This is a genomic window from Streptomyces sp. NPDC008238 (assembly GCF_042956445.1).
Lineage (GTDB): Bacteria > Actinomycetota > Actinomycetes > Streptomycetales > Streptomycetaceae > Actinacidiphila.
Genome location: NZ_JBIBGK010000003.1, coordinates 718,815 through 743,431, shown reverse-complemented (window position 1 = coordinate 743,431; position 24,617 = coordinate 718,815). Strand labels below are relative to the sequence as shown.

Sequence of the window (24,617 nt, the reverse complement as noted above, 5' to 3'; positions counted from 1 at the left end):
GTCCCCGGCCCATTCCCCCATCACCATGAAAACGAGTCTGGTCCCACCGCTCACACGACCGGACCAGAACCCCAAGATCTTCACCAGTCTTCTAGCCCCTGCCCGGTGCACCCTGGGGGCATGAGGCTGTTCGTGGCCGTCGTGCCCCCCGGGGCCGCCCTCGCCGAGCTGGGGGGCGCCGTGGACGCGCTCCGCGCCCTGCCGGGCGCGGAGGGGCTGCGGTGGACGGAGCGTGCCGGCTGGCACGTGACGCTGGCGTTCCTGGGCGAGGTGGACGAGGGCCTGCTGCCGAACCTGGTCGAGCGGCTGGAGAGGGCCGCGCGACGCCATCCGGCCTGCCGGATCTCACTGACCGGCGGGGGCCGCTTCGGCGACCGCACGCTGTGGGCCGGGCTGGTCGGGGACGACCTGGCACGCCCCGCCGCGGCCGCGCAGGCCGCCGCCCGGCGGGCGGGCGTCCACCACGAGGACGAGCACGGCCGCTTCCACGCGCACCTCACCCTCGCCCGGCAGCGCGCCGGGCGCACCAGGGTGGGCCTGCGGCCCTTCACGGACGCCCTCGGGCGGTTCGCCGGGACGCCGTGGACGGCGGCCGCGTTCTCCCTGGTGCGGAGCCATCCGCCCGTGCCCGGGGTGCCGGGGGCGCAGCCGCGGTACGAGACGGTGCGGACCTGCCCGCTGGGGCAGTGAGGCCGCCCCGTTAACCTCGATGCGTGGATCCGAAGACCCGTACCCGAGTAATGACCGCCGCCCTCGCCCTGCTGGTGGTCGTGGTGATCGTCGGCACGCTGGTGCGCGGCTAGCCGTCGGGGCGCCGGGAGGCCGGGAGGGCCGGCCGGGTCAGGCGCCGGCGTAGACCCTCTCGACGAATTCCGCGACCTGTTCGTCGGTGAGGTGGCGGGCCAGGTCGGCCTCGGTGATGATGCCGATCAGCTTCTTGTCCTCGACGACCGGGAGCCGCTTGATGCGGTGCGACTCCATCTCGGTCAGGACGTCGGACACGTCGGCGTCGGCGTCGATCCACCGGGGGGTGCCCTCGCACAGGTCGCCGCAGGTCACCTTGGAGGGGTCGTGACCGGCGGCGATGCACTTGGTGACGATGTCCCGGTCGGTGATGATGCCGCACATCCGGTCGTTCACGTCGTGGACCGGCAGCGCGCCGACGTTGAGCTCGCGCATCAGCTGCGCGGCCCGGTCGAGAGTCTCGGTCGCCGGTATCGCACGGGCGCCGGGGTGCATGATCTCCTTGGCTGTGGTCATACCCTCATCGTGCGCCCGACCGGGTGAATCTGCGACCGGGCGCACGACGGGGGCGGGGGCCGTGGAGCCCTACCAGGCGAAGGCCTCCGGGGACGGGCCCGGGCCCGGGAAGATCTCGTCCAGCTCGGCCAGGAGCTCCGCCGGCAGCTCCAGCTCGACGGCCCGCAGCGCGGAGTCCAGCTGCTCGCGGGTGCGCGGGCCGACGATCGGGCCGGTGATGCCGGGGCGGCCCAGCAGCCAGGCCAGGGCGACGTCGCCGGGCTGCAGGCCGGCCTTGTCGACCGCGTCCTCGTACCGCTGCACCTGCTCGCGCAGCACGGCGTCCTTCAGGGAGTCGGCGCTGCGGCCGGAGGTGGAGCGGGAGCCGCCGCCCTCGCGCTCCTTGCGCAGCGCGCCGCCCAGCAGGCCGCCGTGGAGCGGCGACCAGGGGATGACGCCCAGGCCGTACTCCTGCGCGGCCGGGATGACCTCCATCTCGGCACGGCGCTCGACCAGGTTGTACAGGCACTGCTCGCTGACCAGGCCGAGCGAGTGGCGCCGCGCGGCGGCCTCGTTGGCCTGGGCGATGCCCCAGCCGGAGAAGTTGGACGACCCGGCGTAGAGCACCTTGCCCTGCTGCACCAGGACGTCGATCGCCTGCCAGATCTCCTCCCACGGCGTCGCGCGGTCGATGTGGTGGAACTGGTAGACGTCGATGTGGTCGGTGCCCAGGCGCTTCAGGCTGGCCTCGGCGGCGCGGCGGATGTTGAGCGCGGAGAGCTTGTCGTCGTTCGGCCAGGGGGCGCCGTCGGTGCCCATGTTGCCGTAGACCTTGGTCGCCAGAACGGTCCTGTCACGGCGGCCGCCGCCCTTGGCGAACCAGCTTCCGATGATCTCCTCGGTGCGGCCCTTGTTCTCGCCCAAGCCGTAGACGTTGGCCGTGTCGAAGAAGTTGACGCCCGCGTCGTGCGCTGCGTCCATGATGGCGTGGCTGTCGGCCTCGTCCGTCTGCGGGCCGAAGTTCATCGTTCCCAGAACGAGCCGGCTGACCTTGAGTCCGGTGCGTCCGAGCTGTGTGTACTCCATGGGGCACAAGCCAAGCCGTTGGAGTGCGCTCGAATCAAGGGGAGTTGAGGGTGCGTCGGTAGGGCGCGCCGAGGCCCCACGCCTGGTGCGCGGCGTCGGCGAACGCCGCCGCGATCCGGTGCTCCCCGGAGGCGTTGGGGTGGGTGCCGTCGTAGGTGTCGCGGGCGATGTCGTACCCGGCCGGGCGGGAGGCCAGCAGCAGCGGCGAGACCGGGGTGTCCAGGTCGGCGACCGCCTTGGCCAGGCGGGTGTTGAACTCCTCGCACTGCGCGCCGAATCCGCGGTCCTGGTCGCAGCGCGAGTTGGGTATGACGGGCAGCAGCACCGCGGCGACCAGGGGGTTGGCGGCCCGCGCCCGCACGACGAACTCCCTTGCGTTGGCCTCGGTCTGCTCGGGGTTGGTGTAGAAGCCGAGGTCGATCAGCCCGAGCGAGACCAGCAGCACGTCGGGACGGTGCTCCCGTACGGCGCCCTCGATCAGCGGTGCCATGTGCAGCCAGCCCTCGCCCCAGCCCGCGAGGTGGCGGCGCGCGGACGGCGGGAAGGCGGGGTCGGCGTAGCGCTGCGACACGGCCGCGTCGGCGGCGGGGTCGTACAGCGCGGTCCGCGGGCCGACGATCGCGAAGTCCTCGCCCTCCGCGCCCTGCGCCCGCAGGTGCTGCCACATGCGGTAGCGCCAGGTGTGCTCCCCGGCGCTGCCGACGGTCATGGAGTCGCCGACGAACATCCACGCCGTACGGCGCCGGGACGGGCTGCGCCCGGGCGTGCCGCGTCCCGGCGTGCTGCGGGGCCCGTCGCCGGGGCCGGAAGGTGCGCTGGACATGGAGGGGATCTTAGGGCCCACGGCCCCGTCCGCACGGCCCTGACCTCGGGCCCGGCGGTGTCACGCCCGTCACGGCCGGGGGCCGGCGCACACCGGCCGCCTCCGCGATTGGCCCACCGCGGACGCCTCTGAGTGGCCCTGCTGAACGGGCCGTTCCGTTCCTAGGGTGACGCGCATGACGCACTCCGTGGACTTCTACTTCGACCCCGTCTGCCCCTTCGCCTGGATCACCTCCCGCTGGATCCTGGAGGTGGAACGGGAACGCGAACTGCGCCTGCGCTTCCGGGTGATGAGCCTGTCCGTGCTCAACGAGGGCCGCGAGGGCCTGCCCGAGCGCTACGAGCGGCTGCTGAGCACCGGCTGGGGCCCGGTGCGGGTCTGCGTCGCCGCCGCGCGGCACCACGGGGAGCACGTGCTGCGGGAGTTGTACACGGCGCTCGGCACCCGGCTGCACGTCCAGGACCGCCCGGTCTCCGACGAGGTGCTGCGCGAGGCGCTGGCCGAGGCGGGCCTGCCGCCGGGACTGGCGGAGGCCGCGGGCGGCACCGCGTACGACGAGGAGCTGCGCAGGAGCCACCACGAGGGCATGGACCCGGTCGGCGAGGAGGTCGGCACCCCCACCCTGCACATCGACGGGGCCGCCTTCTTCGGGCCCGTCCTCACCTCGATCCCGCGCGGCGAGGAGGCGGCACGGCTCTTCGACGGGGTGCGGGCGCTGGCCGGCCACCCGGCCTTTTTCGAGCTGAAGCGCAGCCGCACCGGAGGCCTCGACTTCGCCTGAGCCGTCGTGCACCTGGCAGGCTTGGCGCATGCGCCCACTGCTCGCCGCCGCCGCGGCCTCCGTCCTCGTCATGGGTCCCCTGGTCGGCACGGCGGCCGCCGCCGACGACGGGGAGTCCGTGGCCTTCACGATGTCGGACCCGCGGATCACGGAGTCGAGCGGCCTGGTCGCCAGCCGTCTCCACAAGGGCGTCTACTGGACGCACAACGACAGCGACGACGGCCCGTACGTCTACGCCGTCGACTCCGCGACGGGCAGGACGGTCGCCACCGTCACCCTGCGCGGCGTGGGCAGCCCGCGCGACGTCGAGGCGATCTCGATGGGCCCGGACGGCGCCCTGTACGTCGGCGACATCGGCGACAACCTCGACGGCTCCTGGCCGCACGTGTGGATCTACCGCTTCCCGGAACCGAAGCGGCTGGCGGACCAGACGGTGACCGCGACGCAGTTCACCGTCACCTACGACAAGGGCCCGCGCAACGCCGAGGCGGTGATGGTCGACCCGAAGTCCGGACGGGCGTACATCGCGAGCAAGAACGAGGACGGCGGCGGCCTCTACGAGGGCCCGGCGAAGCTCTCCGCGAGCGGCACCAACGTCTTCCGGCGGATCGCGGACATCCCGCTGTGGATCACCGACGGCGCCTTCTCCCCGGACGGCAGCCGGCTGGTGCTGCGCGGCTACTTCGGCGCCCTGATGTACCGCTGGTCCGGCGGCACGGCGCGCCGGATCGACCAGATGCACGTACCGCTGCAGCGGCAGGGCGAGTCCGTCGCCTTCACCCCGGACGGCGGGGCCCTGATGTACGGCAGCGAGGGCACGGACAGCGAGGTCTGGCGCGTGCCGCTGAGCGGGGACGACCTGCCCGACGCGGCCCGCCGGGACACCGCCTCCTCCCCCGGTCCCTCGGGGAGTTCATCGGCGGACGCCGCCGGCGCCGGCGCGGACGGGCCCGGTTCGACCCGGCAGTTCACGCTGGGCGCCGTCACCCTGGCGGCGGTCGCCGCGCTGCTGATAGGGGTGCGCCGGCTGCTGCGCCGGGAGCGCTGAACCGCCGCGGGAACGCCGGTGGGCGGGGCCGTCGCCCCGCCCACCGGCGGTGGTGGCCCCCAGGGGGCCGGGGGTCAGAGCCGCTCGACGACGAAGTCGACGCAGGCGGTCAGGGCCTGGACGTCCGCCGGCTCGACGGCCGGGAACATCGCGACGCGCAGCTGGTTGCGGCCCAGCTTGCGGTAGGGCTCGGTGTCCACGATGCCGTTGGCGCGCAGCACCTTGGCGACCGCCGCGGCGTCCACCTCGTCGCTGAAGTCGATCGTGCCGACGACCTGCGAGCGCTTGGCCGGGTCGGTGACGAACGGGGTGGCGTGCTTGGAGTCCTCGGCCCAGGTGTACAGGCGCGAGGAGGAGTCGGCGGTGCGCGCGACGGCCCAGTCGAGGCCGCCCCGGCCGTTGATCCACTCCAGCTGGTCGTTCAGCAGGAAGAGGGTGGCGAGCGCCGGGGTGTTGTACGTCTGGTTCTTCCGCGAGTTGTCGATCGCGGTGGGCAGGTCGAAGAAGGCCGGGATGTGGCGGCCGGACGCGGCGATCCGCTCGGCGCGCTCCAGCGCGGCCGGGGAGAACACCGCGATCCACAGCCCGCCGTCGGCGGCGAAGGACTTCTGCGGGGCGAAGTAGTAGACGTCGGTCTCGGCGATGTCGACCGGCAGGCCGCCCGCGCCGGAGGTGGCGTCGACCAGGACGAGGGCGCCCTCGTCGGCGCCGGCGACGCGCCGCAGCGGCATCGCGACACCGGTGGAGGTCTCGTTGTGGGTGAAAGCGTAGACGTCCACGCCCGCCTCGGCGGCGGCCTCGGGGTGGGAACCCGGGTCGGCGGAGATCACGGTCGGCTCGTCCAGCCACGGCGCCAGCTTGGCGGCCTTGGCGAACTTGGAGGAGAACTCGCCGAAGCTGAGGTGCTGCGACTTGCGCTCGACCAGTCCGTGGGTGGCGATGTCCCAGAAGGCGGTGGAGCCGCCGTTGCCGAGCACCACCTCGTAGCCCTCGGGCAGCGCGAACAGCTCGCGGACGCCGTCCCGGACCCGGCCGACGAGGTCCTTCACCGGCGCCTGCCGGTGAGAGGTGCCCATCAGCGAGGTGCCGGTCGCGGCGAGTGCGCTGAGCGCCTCGGGCCGCACCTTGGAGGGGCCCGAACCGAATCGTCCGTCGGCGGGCTTGATGTCAGCGGGAATCTGGATCTCGGCCACGTTCGCAGCGTAGTGCGTGACGACCCCGTCACGGGGCTCCGTTCCATCCGGTGAGACATGCGCCGCGGTGGGGCAGGCTGAGGGGCATGGCGGACGATCTGCGGCAGGCACTGCGCCGCGACCTGGAGCGGGCCGTACGCGGCGAGGTCTCCTTCGACGCGCAGAGCAGGGCGCTGACCACGATGGACGCGTCCAACTACCGGCGTGTCCCGGTGGGCGTGGTCGCGCCGCACGACGCCGACGACGTGGCCGCGGCGCTCGCCGTGTGCCGGGAGCACGGGGTGCCGGTGGTGCCGCGCGGCGGCGGCACGTCGATCGCGGGGCAGGCGACGGGCACCGGGGTCGTGCTCGACTTCACCCGGCACATGCACCGGATCGTGTCACTCAGTCCCGAGGCGTTGACGGCCCGTGTGCAGCCGGGGGTGGTACTGGACGACCTGCGGCGCGCCGCCGCCGCGCACGGGCTGACCTTCGGCCCCGATCCGTCCACCCACAGCCGCTGCACCCTCGGCGGCATGATCGGCAACAACGCGTGCGGCGCGCACTCCGTGGCCTGGGGCACCACGGCGGACAACGTCCGGGCCCTGGAGTGCCTGACCTACGGCGGCGAAGCGCTGCGCACCGACGGACCGCTCCGCGCCGACCTGCGGGAACTGGTCGACGGCCACCTCGCCCTGCTGCGCACCGGCTACCCGCAGCAGCTCCCCCGCCGCATCTCCGGCTACGCCCTGGACGCCCTGCTCCCCGAACGCGGCCGGGACCTGGCCCGCGCCCTGACCGGCAGCGAGGGCACGCTCGCCGTCATCACGGAGGCCGAGGTCCGGCTGGTGCCCGCGCCCCCGGTGCGCGTGCTGGTCGTCCTCGGCTACCCGGACGAGGGCGCCGCCGCCGACGCCGCGAACGGCCTGCTGCCGTACGGCCCGCTGACGGTGGAGGGGATGGCCGCCGACCTGGTGGGCGGGGAGGCCGCCGGGCTGCTGCCCCGGGGCGGCGCGTGGCTGTTCGTCGAGATGCCCGGCACCGGCGAGGCGGAGGCGCTGCGACGGCTGGCCGACGCGGGCGACTCGGTCGTCGTGACCGACCCCGTCGCGCAGCGGGCGCTGTGGCGGGTGCGCGAGGAGGCCGCCGGGACGGCCACCCGCACCCCCGGGGGCGCGGAGGCCTGGCCGGGCTGGGAGGACTGCGCGGTGCCCCCGGCACGGCTCGGCGCGTACCTGCGCGACTTCCGCGCGCTGCTGGGCGAGCACGGCCTGCACGGCACCCCGTACGGGCACTTCGGCGACGGCTGCATCCACGTGCGCATCGACTTCGACCTGCTCGGGGCCGCCGGCGTGGCCCGCTTCCGGCGCTTCTCCGAGGAGGTCGCGGACCTGGTCGTCGCCCACGGCGGCTCGCTGTCCGGTGAGCACGGCGACGGGCAGGCCCGCGCGGAACTGCTGCCCCGGATGTACGGGGACGAACTGGTCGCCCTCTTCGGCCGGTTCAAGGACGCGCTGGACCCGGCGGGCGGCCTCAACCCCGGCATGCTCGTACGGCCCCGGCCCCTCGACGCCGACCTGCGGTTCTCGGTGCTGCCGCGCGGGCCGGTCGACGTCGCCTTCGGCTACCCCCACGACGGCGGGGACTTCTCGGCGGCGGTGCGCCGCTGCGTCGGCGTCGCCAAGTGCCGTGACACGGGCGGGGGGCCGGGGGCGGGTGTCATGTGCCCCTCGTACCGGGCGACGGGCGAGGAGCGGCACTCCACCCGCGGCCGGGCCCGGCTGCTGCACGAGATGCTCGCCGGCGAGGTCGTCACCGGCGGCTGGCGCTCGCCGGAGGTCGCGGACGCCCTCGACCTGTGCCTGTCCTGCAAGGGCTGCCGCACGGACTGCCCGGTCGGCGTCGACATGGCCACCTACAAGGCGGAGTTCCTGCACCACCACTACCGGCGGCGGCTGCGGCCCGCCTCCCACTACCTGATGGGCGGGCTGCCGACCTGGCTGCGCGCCGCCGCCCCGGTCGCCGGGACCGTGAACGCCCTGGCCCGGGTGCGCCCGCTGGCCGCCCTCGCCAAGCGGGCGGCGGGCCTCGCGCCCGAGCGGGAACTGCCGCTGCCGGCCGAGGAGTCCTTCGAGCGCTGGTGGCGCCGGCAGGAGCGGCCCGCGCCGGGAGCGGGGACGGGGACAGGAACGGGGACCGGGACAGGGACGACCGTGGTCCTGTGGCCGGACACCTTCACCGACCGCTTCTCCCCCGAGGCCGGCCGCGCCGCGGTGCGCGTGCTCCAGGCGGCCGGTTTGCAGGTCGTCCTGCCGCCTGGGCGTGTGTGCTGCGGCCTGACCTGGGTCTCGACCGGACGGCTCGACCGGGCCCGCCGGGTGATGAGCCGCACGGTGCGGCGGATGGCGCCGGTGGTGGCCGCCGGCCATCCCGTCGTCGTCCTGGAACCGAGCTGCGCGGCGGCGCTCCGCACCGACCTGCCCGAACTCCTGGGCACCGCCGAGGCGGCGGCCCTGGCGGGCTCGGTGCGCACCTTCGCCCAGGTGCTGGAGGAGGAGGCGCCCGGCTGGGCACCGCCGCGTCTCGACCGGCCCGTCACCGGCCAGACCCACTGCCACCAGCACGCCGTCCTGGGCGACGCCGCCGAGCGAAGGCTGCGCGCCCGCGCCGGGCTCAGCGGCACCCTGGCCTCCGGCTGCTGCGGTCTGGCCGGCAACTTCGGCTTCGAACGCGGCCACTACGAGGTGTCCGTCGCCTGCGCCGAGGACCGGCTCCTCCCCGCCGTCCGTGCCGCCCGCCCGGACGCGGCCGTCCTGGCGGACGGCTTCTCCTGCCGTACCCAGCTCGCCCAGCTCGCCGGGGTGCGCGCCCGGCACCTCGCCGAGCTGCTGGCGGACGGGCTGTGAGGCGGCGGACCGTGGCGAGTGCGGGGCCTCAGAACTCCGCGGTGTCCAGCTCGAGTCCGAACGGCTCGGGCAGCCGCAGCGGCGTGCCGAAGGGATGCGGGCCGTCCACCGACCGGTAGCCGAGCTCCCCCGGCTCCGCGTACAGGGTGCAGCTCCGTTCCTGCCGGTCGACGAGCAGGTACAGCGGGGCGCCGTACTCGGCGTAGCGGCGGCGTTTGACGATCCGGTCGGTGTCCCCGTTGGACTCCGAGGTCACCTCCACCACCAGCAGGGTCTGGTGGGGGACGAGGGCGTCGGCTTCCGCCAGCTCTTCCGGCACGACGGCCAGGTCCGGTACGTACCAGTTGCCGCTGCCGGGGAGGTCCAGGTTTCCCGAGCCCGAGAGGCAGCCGATCTTCTGCACCACGGGGTCGATCTGCCGTCGGATCATGGCCGCGGCCTTCTCATGCCCCCACGTAGGTGGCACCACTTGCTCGATGACCCCCTCGACGATCTGCACCCGGTCCCCCCCGTGGTGCCGGATCGCGTACTTGAGCGCGGTTTCCGGGTCGTCCGGCGCGTACGAACCCGCGGCCGCCCGAGGCGTCCAGTGGGGCTGTGAGCTCATCGGTCCTCCAGGGGCTCCGTGCGTGCGACTGACGACAGCTCCGATTCTCACGCAGCCGCCGCCCGCCCGGGGCGCCCCGATCGCACATTCACTCGAAACGATGAAGCGCCTCCGGTCGCCGGAGCCGGCGTCACGGCACCAGCACGAGCCTGCCCCGCAGGCCGCCCTCCGCGAGGCGGGCGTGGGCCTTGGCGACCTCCGCCAGCGGGTAGGTGTCGGCCACCCGCGTGGTGAGCACGCCCCCGTCCACCAGGGCCACCAGCTCCGCGAGGCGGGCGCCGTCCGGCCGGACCTGGACGGCGGCGACGCGGACGCCGCGCTCGGCGGCGGGCACCGCGTCGGGCCGGACGGTGACGTAGCCGCCGCCGTCCCGTACCGCCGCCACCGCCGGGGCGCCCATCCCTGCCGCGTCGAGGGCGGCGTCGGCCCGGACGCCGTCCAGGGACGACACGGCCTCGTCGGCGCCCAGGTCCCGCAGCAGCGGCAGGTCGGCGGGGCGGGCCAGGGCGACGACGCGCAGCCCCGCGTGGCGGGCCAGCTGGACGGCGTAGCCCCCGACCGCGCCCGCGGCGCCGGTGACCAGCAGGCGGTCGCCGGGCCGGGCGGCGAGCAGGCCGAGCGCCTGGTCGGCGGTGAGGGCGTTGGTGGGGAGGGTGGCGGCGTGGACGAGGTCGACGGACGAGGGAGCCGCGGCCACGGCGTCCGCGTCCAGCACGACGTACTCCGCGTGCGCCTTGGTCCGCGGGCCGAGCCCGCCCACGGCGCCCACCGCGGCGGTGCCCGGCGCGGGGCCGGAGACCCCGGCGCCGACCGCGTCGACGGTGCCCGCGACGTCCCAGCCCAGCCCGAGGAACCCGCCGGGCACCAGGGCCGCGGCACCGAGCAGGCCGGCCCGTACGGCCAGGTCGGCGGGGTTGACCCCGGCCGCGGCGACCCGCACCCGGACCTGGCCGGGCCCGGGCTCCGGCAGCGGCACCTCGGCGACCTCCAGCACCTCCGGTCCGCCGAATTCCCTGATCACGACAGCGTGCATGGCGAAGACTCCCTGTTCCTGTGGACAACGGCGGTCGAGCACCGCCACACGCAAACCTAGGGAGAGCTACTCTCTCCGGGTAAGTACGTACCTGGAAGTGCGTACCGAACCCAGGAGTCCCGGAGGGCAGCACCATGGCGACGACCACCGCGTCCCAGCGGCGCGAGGAGGCGCGTACGGCCTACAACGCGTTCATGAAGGGCTGCCCGACGAACCTGCTGCTCTCCCGGATCAGCGACAAGTGGGTCGGCCTGGTCCTCTCCGCGCTCAAGGAGCGCCCGCAGCGCTACAGCGACCTCGGCCGCCGCATCGCGGGCGTCAGCCAGAAGATGCTCACCCAGACCCTGCGCACCCTGGAGCGCGACGGCCTGGTGTCGCGGACGGTCACGCCCTCGGTGCCCGTGCGGGTCGACTACGCGCTCACGCCGCTGGGCGCGAGCCTGGCCACGTTGTTCTCGGCCGTGAAGGAGTGGGCGGAGGAGAACATCGAGGAGGTCGTCGAGGCCCGCGAGCGCTACGACGCGGAGGCGGAGGCCCAGGCTCGGGCCGAACCGGCGGCGTCCTGAGAGGCGGGGCGCGGGCACGGGGGCGCAGGCCGGGGGGCGTGGGCGGGCGCCGGGTGCGCCCTGGCGCGGCGACCGGCTGCCCGGTTTCGCCGATCCCCTGTGCCGTTCATCCGGTTTCCGGCATCCTGTAGAGCCATAATCGGCCATTTCGGCTGAGTTACGGCAATGGGGGGACACCATGCCCGGTGGAGAGCGGGGCACACTCGGTCGGCTCGTGAGAGCGCTCAGCCTGGCGACGCTGGTGACCGTCTACGTCGCCAGCCTGCTGATCACCTACCGCCAGCTGCACGCCAAACCCGTGCTGCAGGACGTCATCGGGGCACCGGACTGGACCCGCGCGGTGCTTGTCATGGGCCTGGTGATCGGCGGCGGGCTGGGCACGGCCGCGGCGATCGTCGACGACCGCCGTGAGCTGCCCTCGTGGTTCCTGACCGCCGTGGGCGTGGCGGGTGCGCTGGCCTGGAGCCTGTGGGCCTCGTCGAGCCTGGGCGAGGACTACGTCCACATGCTCTTCGCGGCCACCGCCCCGGTCACCGGCCTGCTGGTGTGGGCCGAGCTGATGCGGCAGTTCCGCAACCAGCGCCGGGTCGCCGTCGTCTGACGGCCCGGCGCCGCGGCCGGGCGGCGGCCGGCCGAGCCGCCGCCCGGGCCGGGGGCCGCGCTCAGGCGGCCACCGACTCCGACTCCCGCGGGACGAACTCGACCAGCTTGTGGTCCTTGCCCCGGTGCAGGTCGATCTTGAGCCGCAACCCGCCCAGCCGGGCCAGGACGAGTCCGACGCACGCCGCCGCCACCGCGGCGACCAGGCCGCCCGCCAGGAACCCGGTACGGGCCCCGAAGACGTCGGTGATCCAGCCGACGAGCGGTCCGCCGAGCGGCGTGCCGCCCACGAAGACCATCATGAACAGGCTCATCACGCGGCCCCGCATCGCGGGGTCGGTGGCGAGCTGCACGCTGGCGTTGGCGGTGGTGTTGAAGGTCAGGCCGAAGATGCCGATCGGCAGCATCAACGCCAGGAAGATCCAGTACGTCGGCGCCAGCGCCGCGACGACCTCCAGCACACCGAACCCCAGCGCCGCGCCCACCAGCAGCCGCAGCCTGCTGCTGCCGCGCCGGGCCGCCAGCAGCGCGCCGACCACGGAGCCGACCGCGAGCACCGAGTTGAACAGGCCGTACATGCCGGCGTCGCCGTGGAAGACGTGGTCGGCGAAGGCGGTGAGCCAGATCGGGAAGTTGTACGCGAAGGTGCCGATGAAGCCGACCAGCACGATGGGCCAGATCAGCTCCGGCCGCCCGGCGACGTAGCGCAGCCCCTCGCGGAGCTGGCCCTTGCCGCGCGGCGCGGTGGGCACCGCGTACAGCTCGGAGCTGCGCATGAGCAGCAGCCCGGCGAGCGGCGCCAGGAAGGACAGGCCGTTGAAGAGGAAGGCCCAGCCGCTGCCGACCGCGGTGATCAGCGCGCCCGCGACGGCGGGGCCGATGAGGCGGGCGCTCTGGAAGTTGGCGGAGTTCAGGGAGACCGCGTTGCGGACGTCGGCCGGGCCGACCATCTCCACGACGAACGCCTGCCGGGCCGGGTTGTCCACGACGGTGACCATGCCGAGGCCGAAGGCGATGGCGTACACGTGCCAGACCTGCACGGCGCCGCTGAGGGTGAGTGCGGCGAGGGCGAGGCCCAGCAGGCCCATCAGGAGCTGGGTGGCCAGCAGGATGCGGCGCTTGGGGTAGCGGTCGGCGAGGACGCCGCCGTAGAGCCCGAAGAGCAGCATGGGGAGGAACTGCAGCGCGGTCGTGATGCCGACGGCGAAGGAGGACCCGGTGAGGCTGAGCACCAGCCAGTCCTGCGCGATGCGGGACATCCAGGTGCCGGTGTTGGAGACGATCGCCCCGCCGGCGAAGAGCCGGTAGTTGCGGTTGCGGAGCGAGCTGAACATGCCACCGGGCGCGGACGGTGCGGCGGGACGGCCGGCGCCGGGGGCCCCGGTCGGTCCGTTCGGTCCGTTCACTCCCGGCCCGGCCGGTCCCGCCGCCCCCGCGGCGGCGTCGGCGCCGGCCGGGGTGGGCAGGTCGGCCGGGTCGGCCGTGCCGGCCGGTCCGCTCCGCTCGGGGGTGTTCGGTTCGGGTGCGGCCTCAGATGCGGCTGCCGAACTCAATCCGGTTTCGCCTCCTCGTCATTGTTTCCTTGCGTCGGCGTGAGCGAGCTTGTCCAGGACGGGCGCCGCCTCGCGGAGCACGGCGCGTTCCTCCTCCGAGAGGGTGGCCATGAGTTCGGCCAGGAACGCGTTGCGCCGGGCCCGGCTCTCCTCGAGCATCGCCTCCGCCTGCTCGGTCTGCCGGACGACGACCTGGCGCCGGTCGTCCGGGTGCGGGTCCCGGTGCACCAGGCCCTTCGACTCGAGCATGGCGACGATCCGCGTCATGGACGGCGGCTGTACGTGCTCCTTGCGGGCCAGCTCCCCGGGGGTGGCGGACCCGCAGCGCGCGAGGGTGCCCAGTACGGACATCTCCGTCGGGCTCAGCGACTCGTCGACCCGCTGGTGGCGCAGTCGGCGGGAGAGCCGCATCACGGCGCCGCGCAGCGTGTTCACCGCTGCGCGGTCGTCCTCGGACAGTTCGTTCACGATCATTAGCCTAGCTCATTACTTACGCTAAATAAAATCCGGCGGAACGGTGCCGTGTCCAAACACATTCGTCAAGGAAGTCACCCATCCGGGTGAGTTCCACCCCGAAAAGGAGGCATGCGCCGACAGGGCCGCCGGACCCTTGGGCCATGGCTTCGAGAGTGCTCAGCATGCGCATAGACGGGGACCTGCTGGACCGTCTCCAGGCTCACGCCGCGAAACGCGGGATGAGCGTCCAGGACTACATCGTCCGGACGCTCATCCGCGATGACTTCGACGAACGGCTCAAGGCCTCCGTCGACGAGACCGAGCAGTTCTACACGGGCGGTTACGTCAGTCCCAGCGCCGGCATCAGGTAGTAGAAGGCGAAGACCGCCGACACCGCGTACAGCGCGGGCGGCACCTCACGGCCGCGCCCCGCCACCAGTCGCAGCACGCAGAAGGTGATGAACCCGATGCCGATGCCGTTGGTGATCGAGTAGGTGAACGGCATGAGCAGCATGGTCAGGAACGCCGGGACGGCGATCGTGACGTCGCTCCAGTCGATCTCCCGGACGCTGCCCGCCATGATCAGGAAGCCCACCGCCACCAGCGCGGGGGTGGCCGCCTGGGCCGGGACCATCGTGGCCAGCGGCGCGAAGAACAAGGCGACGACGAAGAGCAGCCCGGTGGCGATCGAGGCGAGTCCGGTGCGCGCACCCTCGCCGGCGCCGGCGGTGGACTCCGCGTAGCAGGTGTTGGCCGAGCAGGAGGTGAAGCCGCCCGCCGCGGTCGCGACGCCGTCGACCATCAGGACCCGGCTCATGCCGGGCAGGTCGCCCTTGGAGTCCAGCAGGTGCGCCTCGTCGGCGACGCCGAGGATGGTGCCCATCGCGTCGAAGAAGCAGCTCAGCAGCACCGTGAAGACGAAGAGGACGCCGGTGAGCACACCGACCTCCTGGAAGCCGCCGAACAGGCTCACCTTGCCGAACAGCCCGAAGTCGGGGCTCGCGACCGGGTTGCCGGGCCACTGCGGGACGGTGAGGCCCCATGCGGCGTCCTTGACGTTCGCCACCGCGTCCACGACCAGGGCGAGGAGCGTCATGGCGACGATGCTGATCAGGATGGCGCCGGGCACCTTGCGGACGATCAGCCCGAGGGTCAGCAGCACGCCGAGGATGAAGATCAGCACCGGCCAGCCGGTCAGGTGGCCGTTGATGCCCAGCTGCAGCGGCACCGTCGTGTGCGCGGCGTCCGGGATGCGGGTCACGAAGCCGGAGTCGACCAGGCCGATCAGCACGATGAACAGACCGATGCCGATGGCGATCGCCTTGCGCAGGCCGAGCGGCACCGCGCTCATCACCCGTTCCCGCAGACCGGTGGCGACCAGCACCATGATCGCGAGGCCCGCCAGGACCACCATGCCCATCGCGTCCGGCCAGCTCATCTTGGGCGCGAGCTGGAGCGCGACGATGCTGTTCACGCCGAGGCCTGCGGCCAGCGCGATCGGGACGTTGCCGATGACGCCCATGAGCAGGGTGGTGAAGGCGGCGGTCACGACGGTGGCGGTGACCAGCTGGCCGCCGTCGAGGTGGTGGCCGTACTTGTCCACGCCCGAGCTGAGGATGATCGGGTTCAGGACGATGATGTAGGCCATCGCGAAGAAGGTGGCCAGACCACCGCGAATCTCCCGGGGGACCGAGGACCCCCGCTCGGTGATCCGGAAGTAGCGGTCGAGCGCGCCGCCGGCGGCCGCCGGGGGCGGGGTCGGGGAGCTGGGCACGACCTTGGCGGTGGTCGACGGGGACATGCGGTTCCTTGCGTGGGGGGAGCTTTTGGAGGTTCCTACGACTGAAACCGGTCAGCCTCGGACCGTTTCAGTATGAACATATGAGCCTCGCAAACGCTATCTCCGCGCGTAGACCCCCTTGGGTCACTGGGTACGCTGTGCGGTATGAGCAGCAGCAGCCACAGCAAGGGGACGACCGGGTTGCGCGAGGCGCCCGCACCTCTGGAGGCGAACGACGTCGCGACCGTCACCGTCGGCACGGTCATCTGGTTCGCGCTCTTCCTCGTCCAGCTCCCCTTCTACGGCTGGTACTCCGACCACGGCCACGCCTGGTGGATCTGGACCTGCCTGGCCGGCGGCGGCCTCGGCCTCATCGGCCTCTGGTACGTGCGCGCGCGCCGCGACGCCATACAGCGGGCGCGCGCCGCGGAGGACGCCGGGCGGGACTGAGCCGGGCCGGCCCACCCGGCCGCCCCGCCCCACCCCTCCCCGGGCGGCCGCACCGCGCGTCGCACCCCGGTACCGGGCGGCTACGCCCCCGGTCGTACGGCGCCCCGGAGATGTCCCCGAGAGCCGTCCCTCGCCGCGCCGCGCGCGCCGCCCCCCACGTACCGTCGAACCCATGACGGAGAGCACGCAGCGGGAGGCGGCCGGGACGCGACCGGCCGTGCTCGGTGGCCTGACCGCCGCCGAGGTGGCGGAGCGGGTCGCGCGGGGCGAGGTGAACGACGTCCCGGTGCGCTCCTCGCGCTCAATGGCCGAGATCGTGCGTGCGAACGTCTTCACCCGCTTCAACGCGATCATCGGGGTGCTCTTCCTGATCATCCTGGTGGTCGGCCCGATCCAGGACGGCCTGTTCGGCTTCGTCATCATCGCCAACACCGGCATCGGCATCTTCCAGGAGTGGCGCGCCAAGAAGACCCTGGACGGACTCGCCGTGATCGGGGAGGCGCGACCCACCGTCCGCCGGGACGGGGTCGCCACCCCGGTCCCCACCTCCGCGATCGTCCTCGGCGACCTCGTCGAACTCGGGCCGGGCGACAAGGTGGTGGTCGACGGCGAGGTGGCCGAGGCCGACAGCCTGGAGGTCGACGAGTCGCTGCTCACCGGGGAGGCCGATCCGGTCGTCAAGCGCCCCGGCGACCCCGTCATGTCCGGCAGCTTCGTCGTCGCCGGCGGCGGGGCCTTCACCGCGACCAAGGTCGGCCGGGAGGCCTACGCGGCGCAACTCGCCGAGGAGGCGAGCCGCTTCACCCTCGTCCACTCCGAACTGCGCAGCGGCATCAGCCGGATCCTCAAGTACGTCACGTGGATGATGGTCCCCACCGCCGTCGGCCTGATCGTCAGCCAGCTCGTCCTGGAGGACAACGACTGGCGCGAGGCGGTCCGCCGGATGATCGGCGGCATCGTGCCGATGGTGCCCGAGGGCCTGGTCCTGCTGACCTCCGTGGCCTTCGCCATCGGCGTGGTGCGGCTGGGCCGCAAGCAGTGCCTCGTCCAGGAGCTGCCCGCGATCGAGGGGCTGGCCCGGGTGGACGTGGTCTGCCTGGACAAGACCGGCACCCTCACCGAGGGCGGGATGGACGTCGCCGAGCTGCGGATGCTGGACGGCGTCGCGGAGCCCTACGTACGGCAGGTGCTCGGCGCGGTCAGCGCCGCCGACCCGCGCCCCAACCCGACGCTGGCCGCCGTCGCCGCGGCGTTCCCGGCCCCGGACGACGGCTGGCACGTCACGGACGCGCTGCCCTTCTCCTCCGCCCGCAAGTACAGCGCGGCGGCGTTCACCGAGCCGGGCGGGGAACGCAGCGCCTGGCTGCTCGGCGCCCCCGACGTGCTGCTCCCCGCCGGCGACCGGGCGCTCGGCGAGGTCGACGGCCTCAACGCCCGGGGACTGCGGGTGCTGCTGCTCGCCCGGACGGCGAAGGAGCTGGACGACCCCGCGGTGGGCGCCTCGGCCACCCCGGCCGCGCTGGTCGTCCTGGAGCAGCGGCTGCGCCCCGACGCCGCCGACACCCTGCGCTACTTCGCCGAGCAGGAGGTGCACGCCAAGGTCATCTCCGGCGACAACGCCGTCTCCGTCGGCGCGGTCGCCGGCAAGCTGGGGCTGCCGGGCGCCGAGCGGACGGTCGACGCCCGGCGGCTGCCCGCCGAGCGCGCGCGGATGGCGGCCGAGCTCGACCGGGGCACGGTCTTCGGCCGGGTCACGCCGCAACAGAAGCGGGAGATGGTGGGCGCGCTCCAGTCCGGCGGCCACAACGTGGCGATGACCGGGGACGGCGTCAACGACGTCCTGGCCCTCAAGGACGCCGACATCGGCGTCGCCATGGGGTCGGGTTCCGAGGCGACCCGGGCGGTGGCGCAGATCGTGCTGCTCGACAACAGCTTCGCGGCGCTCCCGTCGGTCGTGGCGGAGGGCCGCCGCGTCATCGGCAACATCACGCGCGTAGCGACGCTCTTCCTCACCAAGACCGTCTACTCGGTGCTGCTCGCCCTGCTGGTGATCATCTGGCACGCGCCGTACCCGTTCCTCCCCCGGCACCTGACGCTGCTGTCCACGCTGACCATCGGCGTCCCCGCCTTCTTCCTCGCCCTCGCGCCCAACAAGGAGCGGGCCAGGCCGCAGTTCGTGCGCCGGGTCATGCGCTACTCGCTGCCCGCCGGGGTGATCGCGGGCGTCGCCACCTTCGTGACGTACATGCTCGCCCGCCACCATTACCGCGGCGCCGGCGCGCTGGAGGCGGAGACCAGCGCCGCGACGCTGACCCTCTTCCTGGTCGCGATGTGGGTGCTGGCACTGGTCGCGCGCCCCTACACCTGGTGGCGGATCGGCCTGGTCCTCACCATGGGCGCGGGTTTCCTGGTCGTGCTGGTCACGCCGTGGCTGCAGGAGTTCTTCGCGCTCCGCCTGGTCGGCACCCAGGGCCCCTGGACCGCCGTCGCCGTGGCGGCGGCCGCCGCGTTCGTGCTGGAGGTGGTCTGGCGCCGCGTACGCCGCACCGACGAGGACGACACCGTGCCGGACAAGCGCCGGGCGCCGGACCCCCGCTGAGGGGGAACCGGCGCCCGGGGTGCGGCGGGTGCTACCGCACGTCGACGAAGTCGGACGGGCCCGCGACCGCGCCGGTCAGCGAGGTGGTGACGAAGTTGAAGCGCCAGTAGCCGTCCATGGAGGCCTTGACGGTGGTCTTCAGGGCGCCGGTGCTGCTGGACTTGATGGTCTTGACCGTCTTGTAGGTGCTGGTGCCCTTCTTGCGGAACTGCAGCTGCACGGACTGGCCCGTGTAACCGGCGTACTTGTGGGTCTCCCAGTTGGCCCGGGTGAGCTTGCCGGTGACGGTGATGGTCCTGCCCTTCTTCACCGGCTCCGGAGCGGCGTTGACCGTCAGCACGGCGTTGCGCTTGATCTTCGCGGTGCCGGCGGCCTCCTTCTCGACGACGTCGCCGTCCTTGCCCCCGACCACGGCGTACACCTTCCAGGTGCCGGCGAGGGCGTTCTTGTAGAGGTCCGCCTTGGGGTCGATGGTGATGCTGACCTTGCAGGTGGACGTGGTGGCGTTGACCGCGGTGCAGGCGGCGTCCTCCGAGGCCGGGAAGAGGGCGCCGTCGGTGCCGGTGCCGGTGAGGGCCGAACCGTGCCAGAGGAAGACCACCGCGCCGTCGATGCCCGACGGGTCGGTGGCGGTCACTGCGACGGAGACCGTCTTCTTGGCGCTCGTCCCGAGGACGATGTCCTTGCCGCCGTTGACGACGACCTTGGTGATCCTGGTGTCACCCACGACCTCGTCCGCCGCCGCCTTGGCGGCGAAGGTCCGGAGGGAGGTGGTGCTGCCCGGCCCGTCGGCGGCCTGCGCGGCCGGGACGGCCAGCGAGGCGAGGGCCAGGGCGCCGGAGACCGCGGCCACAGTGGTGCGCATACGCATGCGTGAAGATCCCCCAGAAGAAGCGACGCCCGCCCCCCGACGTGGCGTCTCGAGTGGTGAGAGGGAGGTTATGTGCGAACACTCACCTCGTGGACACCTTTTCGACACATGATCCGGTGTGATCACCGACACGCCGGGCCGCGGCCGGCTCAGTCGAACCAGCGGTCCCGGGCCAGCTCCTCCGCGCGGGTGAGGTCCTCCAGCAGCGCGGCCACCTCGAAGCGGCGCTGCCACGCCCCGGCCGCCCACGACAGGCCGGCGGCGACGCCCTCCAGCGTGGCGGCGTGCAGGGTGCCCCCGGTCCACCGCCAGTCGAGTTCGGCGGTGCCGCCGTCAGGAACCCGGACCAGCAGTTCCTCGTGCTCGACGTACCACAGCGGGGCGCCCGGCAGCAGTTCCCGCACCGCGTCCGCGACGTCGTGCGGCTCCCCCTCCGAGACGACCGGGGCCTCGAAGGCCTCGCTGAGCCGGCGCACCTGGAACAGCTCGGCCAGCGCGGCGGCACGGACCGGCGGCACCGGGAGCAGGGGCAGACCTACGGTGAGCGGGATCAGGTCGGGCGCGTCCGCGACGAACGCCTCGCCGGCCTCGACCACCCGTGTCTCGCGGCCGTCGACGACGGCCCGCAGCTCGTCGGGGAGGGTGACCTGATCGGGGTCGAGGGTGGCCAGCTCGGAGTGGAGCCGATGCAGTTGGGCCGGGGTGACGGCGGAGTCCGGGTCGGCGAGCCGGGCGAGCAGCTCCGCGCCGCCGCCGGGCTCGTCCAGCAGCGCCGCGACGGACGTGCGCACGCCCAGGGCGCGCAGCACCTGGTCGTCCACGGCCCCGGCCTCGGCGTCCTCGTACAGCCCGGCGAGCAGCGGGTCGCCGGCGGCGGCGCGCAGGCCCACCGGGCGGCGGCCGTCGAGGACCGGGTGGTCGCGCAGCCACCAGGCGGTGTAGGGCCGCACGGACTCCGTGGTGCCGTCCGGCAGCAGGACCCGCACCGGCTGGGTGACCGCGTCGCGCAGCGGCGGCACGGAGAGCATGGCCAGCGCCTGCGGCCAGGCGTCGTCGTCGACGAGGTCGAGGTCGCGCACGGCGACGATCTCGGTGGCGACCGGCGGCACGTCGGTGTCCGGCAGCCGGTCGAGGACGTCCTCGCACCAGACGTCGACCGCGTCGAGCAGCCCCGCGTCGTCCGGCTCGGCCCAGTCGCTCTCGCGGGGCTCCAGCTCGTCCGGGTCGAGCACCACGTCGGTGGCCCTGACCAGCGCGAAGGTGGCGAGGACGCCGACCGCGGTCAGCGGCTGCTCGCCCCAGCGGGCGGCCAGGTCGGCGTCGACGGAGCCGAGTTCGCCCTCCCGGATGACCTGTTCGAAGGCGCTGCCCGGCAGCACCAGTTCACCGGCCGGCGCGAGCTCGCCCTCGTCGTCGGTGAGGGCCAGCGCGGCCAGCCAGGGCTCGTCGCCGGGGGCGAGGTTCGCGGCGCGGACCAGGCCGAGGACGACCTCGGCCAGTTCCTCCGCGTCCAGCGCGGGCGCGTCCTCGTCCCAGGCGTCGTCGGCGTCCAGGGACGCGGCCACCGCCGCGCGCACCTGCGGGGTGGTGAGGACGGCGCGCGGGGTCGCCGGGGTGGCGCCGAGCTTCTCCAGCAGCGGGTGCGCGGCCTGCGGGTCGGCCACCTTCAGGCCCAGCCGGGCCAGTTCCGAGGCGGCCGGCAGCCCGGTGCTGACCGGGGCGGCCCCTTCGGCGTAGACGCTGTCCATCTCGGGCAGCGGCAGCAGCACCTGGCGCGGTCCGATGACCGTGCGGCGGTCGGCCAGCGGTACGGGCAGCCCGCTCAGCCGGTCGGGGTCGGTGCCGGCCAGGGAGTCGTACAGGCGGTGCCACCAGGCCGCGGGCCGCTCCACCCCGGCGAGCCGGTCGATCGCGTCGCCCAGCGGCAGCCGGGCCACCCCGAGGACGCGCAGTTCGGGGCGGCGTTCCAGGCCGGCGGGCAGCAGCGTCGGGAAGACCTCCGCGAGCACACCGACCGTCTCCGCGCCGGTGCCCTCGACGACCTCTGCCTCCACGGGGCGCAGCGCGGGCGGGAGTTCGTCCTCGTCGTCGCCGCCGGTGACGTCGGCGGCGCGCGGCAGGAAGGCGGTGCGCGGCAGCCGCTCCAGCACGTGGCGGCGCAGTTCCGCGTCCAGCTCGCCCTTGCCGAGCGGGCCGGGCACCAGGTCCACGATGCCCGCGGTGACCGGCCGCCAGTCCGCCAGCAGCCGTACGTACAGCTCCGCCGCCCGCGCGACCAGGAAGTCGGTGAGGGCGCCGGGCGCGGCGTGGCGCCGGCTCGGGTCCAGCGGCAGCGAGGCGATGAGCAGCGCGGGCAGTCCCAGCGGCTCGTCCGTCGGGGTCGGGGCGTGCACGAAGGGCGCCGTCCGCGGCCGCTCGGGCGCGCCGTCCCCGCCCACCGGGACGGCCCAGGTCACCGACCACACCGGCCGCAGCCGCTCCTCCACCGGGCGGTCGGCCAGCAGCGCCGCCTCCAGCGCGCCGGCCTCGCTCGCGGTGCGCCAGCGGGTGGTGCCGTTGACGCTGTCCACGACGACGGTCAGCCCGTCCTCCTGGCGCCGGGTCAGCGTCCGTACGCCCTCCGGCGTCTCGACGACCACCTCGGCCAGGCCGGGCAGGGACAGCAGCAGCGCGTCGTCGATCCCCGCGAGCAGGTGCGCCGCGAGGTCCGCGGCGGCCCCGTCGCGCAGCGGCAGCACGACGCAGGTGTCGTAGCCGTCCGGGGCGGTGCCCTCCGCGGGCAGCGGCAGCCGCAGCAGCGGTACGTGGCCGTCCCGGCGGCGCAGTTCGTCGGTGAGCCCCGGGGAACGTCCACCGGTCTCCCGCGCCAGGTCCCGGGCCTCGGCCAGTGACCAGCGGACGCCGCCGCTGCGGCTGAGGATCGCGGGCTCGTCGCTGACGGACAGCACGGCGGAGAAGCCGACGCCGAAGCGGCCGACGGCCAGGTCGCCCGCCTCGCGCTTGGCGCTGGCACGCAGCGTCGACAGGGACTCCACGCCCACGGCGTCCAGGTGGGCGCCGGTGTTCGCGGCCGCGAGCACCCCCTCGCGCAGGGTCAGCCGCAGCCGGCCGGTCACCCCCGCACGCGTCGCCGCGTCGGCGGCGTTCTGGGCCAGTTCGACGACGAGGCGGTCGCGGTAGCCGCCGAGCGCGAGGTCCTCCTCGGCGTTGGCGTCCTCCCGGAACCGGGCGGGCGACGCGGCCCACGCGTCCAGCACGGCCCGCCGCAGCCGACCGGTCCCGAACGGATCTGCGCCCCGGTCCATCGCGGTCCCGCTCACGTCGTCTTCTCCCTCAAGCGCTCTCGCATGCCCTGTGCGGGTGACGCTACCGCGTGCGCCCGCACCCGGTCGTCCCGCACACCCCGGCCCCGGGCCCCGCCGGGACCCCGGGCGGGGCCGGTCATCCGGTTCGTACGGGACGTCGGCCACCCCGGGCGGCCGTGCTGGCCGCCACCCGGCTCCTCGCCCTGCCGGCGCGCCCCGCACGCGGCACGAACCGCATCAACCTGCTGCGCCACCTCGTCCCACAACTGGCGTACGCACAGCTCACCTCGCCCGACGACGGCATCGTGCCGGGACCCGTGGTGTGTGCGGGTGGCGGGTGTACGCCGGATACGTCGTCGGGCCGCCGGTTCCCGGCGCGTGCGCGCCCGCGTGCACTCGTGCGTGAGCGCGGTGGGGCCTTGCCGTCGTTCCTGGTGCCGCCCAGGCAGCCATGGCCTGTGCCGGGACGTACCTGCGTGGTGGGCGTCGTCGCGCCGGCGCCAGCGCACCGCTCACCACGGGCACGCACACCGCGCCCACCACCGGGACCCGGGGCGACAGCCCGCACCCAACAGCGAGGCGCACACCCCCGGCGCCGCTCGCCACCAGCGCACGCCCCGACCACCGCCCGCGAGCCGGAGCCCGCCGACCGCCGCAGCCGCACCCGCACCCGCACCCGCACCCGCACCCGACGCGCGAACCGGCACGCCACCAGGCAACGGCCGGGGCACCCCGCGAGGTGCCCCGGGGGACCGGCGGAGCCGTCAGCTGTGGCCGAGTTCCTCGGCCGGGGTGGTGTCCTCGACGGAGCCGTGGCGGTCCGGGTGGAGGGGGAGCGGCTCGACCGCGGTCTCGTCGAGGACGGGCGGGGCCGGGCGCGGGGTCTTCGGCATGACCGCGGCCTCGGAGTGCGCCCCGCACCCGTAGGCGAGGGAGACGACGCGCCCGTCGGCCGGGGAGAACTCGTTGGCGCAGACGCCGAAGGCCTGCCGCAGGGAGCCCGCGATGGGGACTAGGAAGCCGCAGGAGACGCACTGGGCGGGCGCGGCCTGGGCCATGGGGGCCTTGGGGCCGTACTCGTCCTCCCAGCGGTCCGCGGCGACGTGCAGCCCGTAGCGGGACAGCACGCGCGGCCGGGCCATGCCGATCTCCTCCGCGACGGCGCCGATCGTGCCGACCGTGGGCGCCAGCGGCAGGGCCGCGGGCGGTCCGCCGGAGACGTCGGCGTCCTCGGCCTCGACGAGTTCGGCCATCTCTTCGGAGACCGGCGAGTTCGGCGGCGGCACGTCCTCCCCGGAGAAGCCGGCCTCCAGGCGCAGGTCCTCCGCCTCGGTGGGCAGCAGGTCGCCGGGGCCGAGGTCGCCGGGGCGCAGGCGCTCGCTCCACGGCACCCATTCGGGCGCGAGGACGGCCTCGGGCCCGGGCACGAGCACCGTCTCGTCCAGGGTGATCGACTTGGCGCGGGAGGCCCGGGTGAGCGTGACCGCCCACCGCCAGCCGCGGTAGGCGGCCTCGCGGCAGTCGAACAGGTGCGTCACGACACGGTCGCCCTCGGCGACCGCGCCGAGGTGCTCGCCCACCGCTTTCTCGCCGAAGGCCTCGACGGCGGCTTCGAGGGCGAGGTCGACCGCCTCGACGCACAGGCGGTCTGGGGTACGGCTTCGCATCGCAGCACTCACAAGAATCGATTCTCTCCTACGCCGTCTTACGCGTGCGCCGCCGAGGGTCGGGCGGGGCGGTGG

The 24,617-nt window shown here is 74.0% G+C and carries 21 protein-coding genes; 9 read left to right on the top strand and 12 right to left on the bottom strand.

Annotation, left to right across the window (positions count from 1 at the left end; translation table 11 throughout):
* The first annotated feature begins 120 nt into the window (after positions 1-120).
* A complete protein-coding gene (gene thpR / locus ACFZAU_RS12305) occupies positions 121-690 on the top strand; it encodes an RNA 2',3'-cyclic phosphodiesterase (protein WP_500461094.1) in 570 nt (189 codons plus the stop codon).
* Between the two features lie 150 nt (positions 691-840).
* On the opposite strand, the gene ACFZAU_RS12300 is transcribed toward thpR, so the two are convergent.
* From ACFZAU_RS12300 to ACFZAU_RS12290, 3 genes are all read right to left on the bottom strand, one after another.
* Positions 841-1,260 carry a CBS domain-containing protein gene (locus ACFZAU_RS12300; RefSeq protein ID WP_499599893.1) on the bottom strand — a complete coding sequence of 140 codons (420 nt, stop codon included), beginning with the start codon at positions 1,258-1,260 and terminating at the stop codon, positions 841-843.
* A 69-nt stretch (positions 1,261-1,329) separates the two neighbouring features.
* Complete coding sequence (locus tag ACFZAU_RS12295) at positions 1,330-2,325, bottom strand: aldo/keto reductase (protein WP_500552068.1); 996 nt, start codon at positions 2,323-2,325, stop codon at positions 1,330-1,332.
* 34 nt (positions 2,326-2,359) lie between these two features.
* Complete coding sequence (locus ACFZAU_RS12290) at positions 2,360-3,052, bottom strand: GDSL-type esterase/lipase family protein (RefSeq protein ID WP_500552090.1); 693 nt, start codon at positions 3,050-3,052, stop codon at positions 2,360-2,362.
* Between the two features lie 271 nt (positions 3,053-3,323).
* On the opposite strand from ACFZAU_RS12290, the gene ACFZAU_RS12285 reads away from it, so the two are divergent.
* Together ACFZAU_RS12285 and ACFZAU_RS12280 are read left to right on the top strand one after the other, a co-directional pair.
* Entirely contained in the window at positions 3,324-3,929 is a 606-nt protein-coding gene (locus ACFZAU_RS12285) for a mycothiol-dependent nitroreductase Rv2466c family protein (protein ID WP_499599891.1), read from the top strand.
* Positions 3,930-3,957: 28 nt separating this feature from the next.
* A complete protein-coding gene (locus tag ACFZAU_RS12280; protein ID WP_500552067.1) occupies positions 3,958-4,977 on the top strand; it encodes a hypothetical protein in 1,020 nt (339 codons plus the stop codon).
* 74 nt (positions 4,978-5,051) lie between these two features.
* Here the strand turns inward: ACFZAU_RS12280 and serC are convergent, their stop codons facing one another.
* Entirely contained in the window at positions 5,052-6,170 is a 1,119-nt protein-coding gene (gene serC / locus ACFZAU_RS12275; RefSeq protein WP_500552066.1) for a phosphoserine transaminase, read from the bottom strand.
* A gap of 86 nt (positions 6,171-6,256) precedes the next feature.
* Between serC and ACFZAU_RS12270 the strand changes: the two genes are divergently transcribed.
* A complete protein-coding gene (locus tag ACFZAU_RS12270) occupies positions 6,257-9,055 on the top strand; it encodes an FAD-binding and (Fe-S)-binding domain-containing protein (protein ID WP_500552065.1) in 2,799 nt (932 codons plus the stop codon).
* Between the two features lie 28 nt (positions 9,056-9,083).
* Here ACFZAU_RS12270 and ACFZAU_RS12265 read toward each other — a convergent pair whose 3' ends face one another.
* A complete protein-coding gene (locus ACFZAU_RS12265) occupies positions 9,084-9,662 on the bottom strand; it encodes a Uma2 family endonuclease (RefSeq protein WP_500552064.1) in 579 nt (192 codons plus the stop codon).
* A gap of 130 nt (positions 9,663-9,792) precedes the next feature.
* Positions 9,793-10,695, bottom strand: a complete 903-nt coding sequence (locus ACFZAU_RS12260; RefSeq protein ID WP_500552063.1) for an NADP-dependent oxidoreductase — start codon at positions 10,693-10,695, stop codon at positions 9,793-9,795.
* 134 nt (positions 10,696-10,829) lie between these two features.
* On the opposite strand from ACFZAU_RS12260, the gene ACFZAU_RS12255 reads away from it, so the two are divergent.
* Both ACFZAU_RS12255 and ACFZAU_RS12250 read left to right on the top strand, forming a co-directional pair.
* On the top strand, positions 10,830-11,261 hold the full coding sequence (locus tag ACFZAU_RS12255; protein ID WP_500552062.1) for a winged helix-turn-helix transcriptional regulator: 432 nt from the start codon (positions 10,830-10,832) through the stop codon (positions 11,259-11,261).
* A gap of 214 nt (positions 11,262-11,475) precedes the next feature.
* Positions 11,476-11,862 carry a hypothetical protein gene (locus ACFZAU_RS12250; RefSeq protein WP_500461107.1) on the top strand — a complete coding sequence of 129 codons (387 nt, stop codon included), beginning with the start codon at positions 11,476-11,478 and terminating at the stop codon, positions 11,860-11,862.
* 61 nt (positions 11,863-11,923) lie between these two features.
* Here the strand turns inward: ACFZAU_RS12250 and ACFZAU_RS12245 are convergent, their stop codons facing one another.
* The gene (locus ACFZAU_RS12245; protein WP_500552061.1) at positions 11,924-13,414 is read right to left on the bottom strand and encodes an MFS transporter; all 1,491 of its coding nucleotides are present in this window, start codon (positions 13,412-13,414) and stop codon (positions 11,924-11,926) included.
* An 18-nt stretch (positions 13,415-13,432) separates the two neighbouring features.
* Positions 13,433-13,888: a MarR family winged helix-turn-helix transcriptional regulator gene (locus tag ACFZAU_RS12240; RefSeq protein WP_500552060.1), complete on the bottom strand. Its 456-nt coding sequence runs from the start codon at positions 13,886-13,888 to the stop codon at positions 13,433-13,435.
* A 143-nt stretch (positions 13,889-14,031) separates the two neighbouring features.
* Between ACFZAU_RS12240 and ACFZAU_RS12235 the strand changes: the two genes are divergently transcribed.
* Positions 14,032-14,241, top strand: coding sequence for a ribbon-helix-helix protein, CopG family (locus tag ACFZAU_RS12235; protein WP_499599874.1), 210 nt, complete (start codon positions 14,032-14,034; stop codon positions 14,239-14,241).
* Here the strand turns inward: ACFZAU_RS12235 and ACFZAU_RS12230 are convergent.
* Positions 14,211-15,671, bottom strand: a complete 1,461-nt coding sequence (locus ACFZAU_RS12230) for an NCS2 family permease (protein ID WP_500461111.1) — start codon at positions 15,669-15,671, stop codon at positions 14,211-14,213. The genes ACFZAU_RS12235 and ACFZAU_RS12230 overlap by 31 nt on opposite strands.
* A gap of 144 nt (positions 15,672-15,815) precedes the next feature.
* Here ACFZAU_RS12230 and ACFZAU_RS12225 point away from each other — a divergent pair, with 144 nt between their 5' ends.
* Together ACFZAU_RS12225 and ACFZAU_RS12220 are read left to right on the top strand one after the other, a co-directional pair.
* Positions 15,816-16,100, top strand: a complete 285-nt coding sequence (locus ACFZAU_RS12225; RefSeq protein WP_499599871.1) for a DUF2530 domain-containing protein — start codon at positions 15,816-15,818, stop codon at positions 16,098-16,100.
* Positions 16,101-16,272: 172 nt separating this feature from the next.
* The gene (locus tag ACFZAU_RS12220) at positions 16,273-18,699 is read left to right on the top strand and encodes an HAD-IC family P-type ATPase (protein ID WP_500552059.1); all 2,427 of its coding nucleotides are present in this window, start codon (positions 16,273-16,275) and stop codon (positions 18,697-18,699) included.
* A gap of 31 nt (positions 18,700-18,730) precedes the next feature.
* Here ACFZAU_RS12220 and ACFZAU_RS12215 read toward each other — a convergent pair whose 3' ends face one another.
* The 3 genes from ACFZAU_RS12215 to ACFZAU_RS12205 all read right to left on the bottom strand — a co-directional run bounded on the left by ACFZAU_RS12215 (position 18,731) and on the right by ACFZAU_RS12205 (position 24,542).
* Entirely contained in the window at positions 18,731-19,570 is an 840-nt protein-coding gene (locus ACFZAU_RS12215) for a DUF5707 domain-containing protein (RefSeq protein WP_500552058.1), read from the bottom strand.
* 149 nt (positions 19,571-19,719) lie between these two features.
* Positions 19,720-22,875, bottom strand: coding sequence for a sacsin N-terminal ATP-binding-like domain-containing protein (locus ACFZAU_RS12210; protein WP_500552089.1), 3,156 nt, complete (start codon positions 22,873-22,875; stop codon positions 19,720-19,722).
* Between the two features lie 764 nt (positions 22,876-23,639).
* The gene (locus ACFZAU_RS12205; protein WP_500552057.1) at positions 23,640-24,542 is read right to left on the bottom strand and encodes a DUF3027 domain-containing protein; all 903 of its coding nucleotides are present in this window, start codon (positions 24,540-24,542) and stop codon (positions 23,640-23,642) included.
* Positions 24,543-24,617 lie beyond the last annotated feature (75 nt).

Coding starts and splice junctions, on each gene's coding strand:
- thpR (WP_500461094.1), top strand. CDS start 121: ATGAGGCTGTTCGTGGCCGTCGTGCCCCCCGGGGCCGCCCTCGCCGAG.
- ACFZAU_RS12300 (WP_499599893.1), bottom strand. CDS start 1,260: ATGACCACAGCCAAGGAGATCATGCACCCCGGCGCCCGTGCGATACCG.
- ACFZAU_RS12295 (WP_500552068.1), bottom strand. CDS start 2,325: ATGGAGTACACACAGCTCGGACGCACCGGACTCAAGGTCAGCCGGCTC.
- ACFZAU_RS12290 (WP_500552090.1), bottom strand. CDS start 3,052: ATGTTCGTCGGCGACTCCATGACCGTCGGCAGCGCCGGGGAGCACACC.
- ACFZAU_RS12285 (WP_499599891.1), top strand. CDS start 3,324: ATGACGCACTCCGTGGACTTCTACTTCGACCCCGTCTGCCCCTTCGCC.
- ACFZAU_RS12280 (WP_500552067.1), top strand. CDS start 3,958: ATGCGCCCACTGCTCGCCGCCGCCGCGGCCTCCGTCCTCGTCATGGGT.
- ACFZAU_RS12270 (WP_500552065.1), top strand. CDS start 6,257: ATGGCGGACGATCTGCGGCAGGCACTGCGCCGCGACCTGGAGCGGGCC.
- ACFZAU_RS12265 (WP_500552064.1), bottom strand. CDS start 9,662: ATGAGCTCACAGCCCCACTGGACGCCTCGGGCGGCCGCGGGTTCGTAC.
- ACFZAU_RS12260 (WP_500552063.1), bottom strand. CDS start 10,695: ATGCACGCTGTCGTGATCAGGGAATTCGGCGGACCGGAGGTGCTGGAG.
- ACFZAU_RS12255 (WP_500552062.1), top strand. CDS start 10,830: ATGGCGACGACCACCGCGTCCCAGCGGCGCGAGGAGGCGCGTACGGCC.
- ACFZAU_RS12240 (WP_500552060.1), bottom strand. CDS start 13,888: ATGATCGTGAACGAACTGTCCGAGGACGACCGCGCAGCGGTGAACACG.
- ACFZAU_RS12235 (WP_499599874.1), top strand. CDS start 14,032: ATGGCTTCGAGAGTGCTCAGCATGCGCATAGACGGGGACCTGCTGGAC.
- ACFZAU_RS12230 (WP_500461111.1), bottom strand. CDS start 15,671: ATGTCCCCGTCGACCACCGCCAAGGTCGTGCCCAGCTCCCCGACCCCG.
- ACFZAU_RS12225 (WP_499599871.1), top strand. CDS start 15,816: ATGAGCAGCAGCAGCCACAGCAAGGGGACGACCGGGTTGCGCGAGGCG.
- ACFZAU_RS12220 (WP_500552059.1), top strand. CDS start 16,273: ATGACGGAGAGCACGCAGCGGGAGGCGGCCGGGACGCGACCGGCCGTG.
- ACFZAU_RS12215 (WP_500552058.1), bottom strand. CDS start 19,570: ATGCGTATGCGCACCACTGTGGCCGCGGTCTCCGGCGCCCTGGCCCTC.
- ACFZAU_RS12210 (WP_500552089.1), bottom strand. CDS start 22,875: ATGGACCGGGGCGCAGATCCGTTCGGGACCGGTCGGCTGCGGCGGGCC.
- ACFZAU_RS12205 (WP_500552057.1), bottom strand. CDS start 24,542: ATGCGAAGCCGTACCCCAGACCGCCTGTGCGTCGAGGCGGTCGACCTC.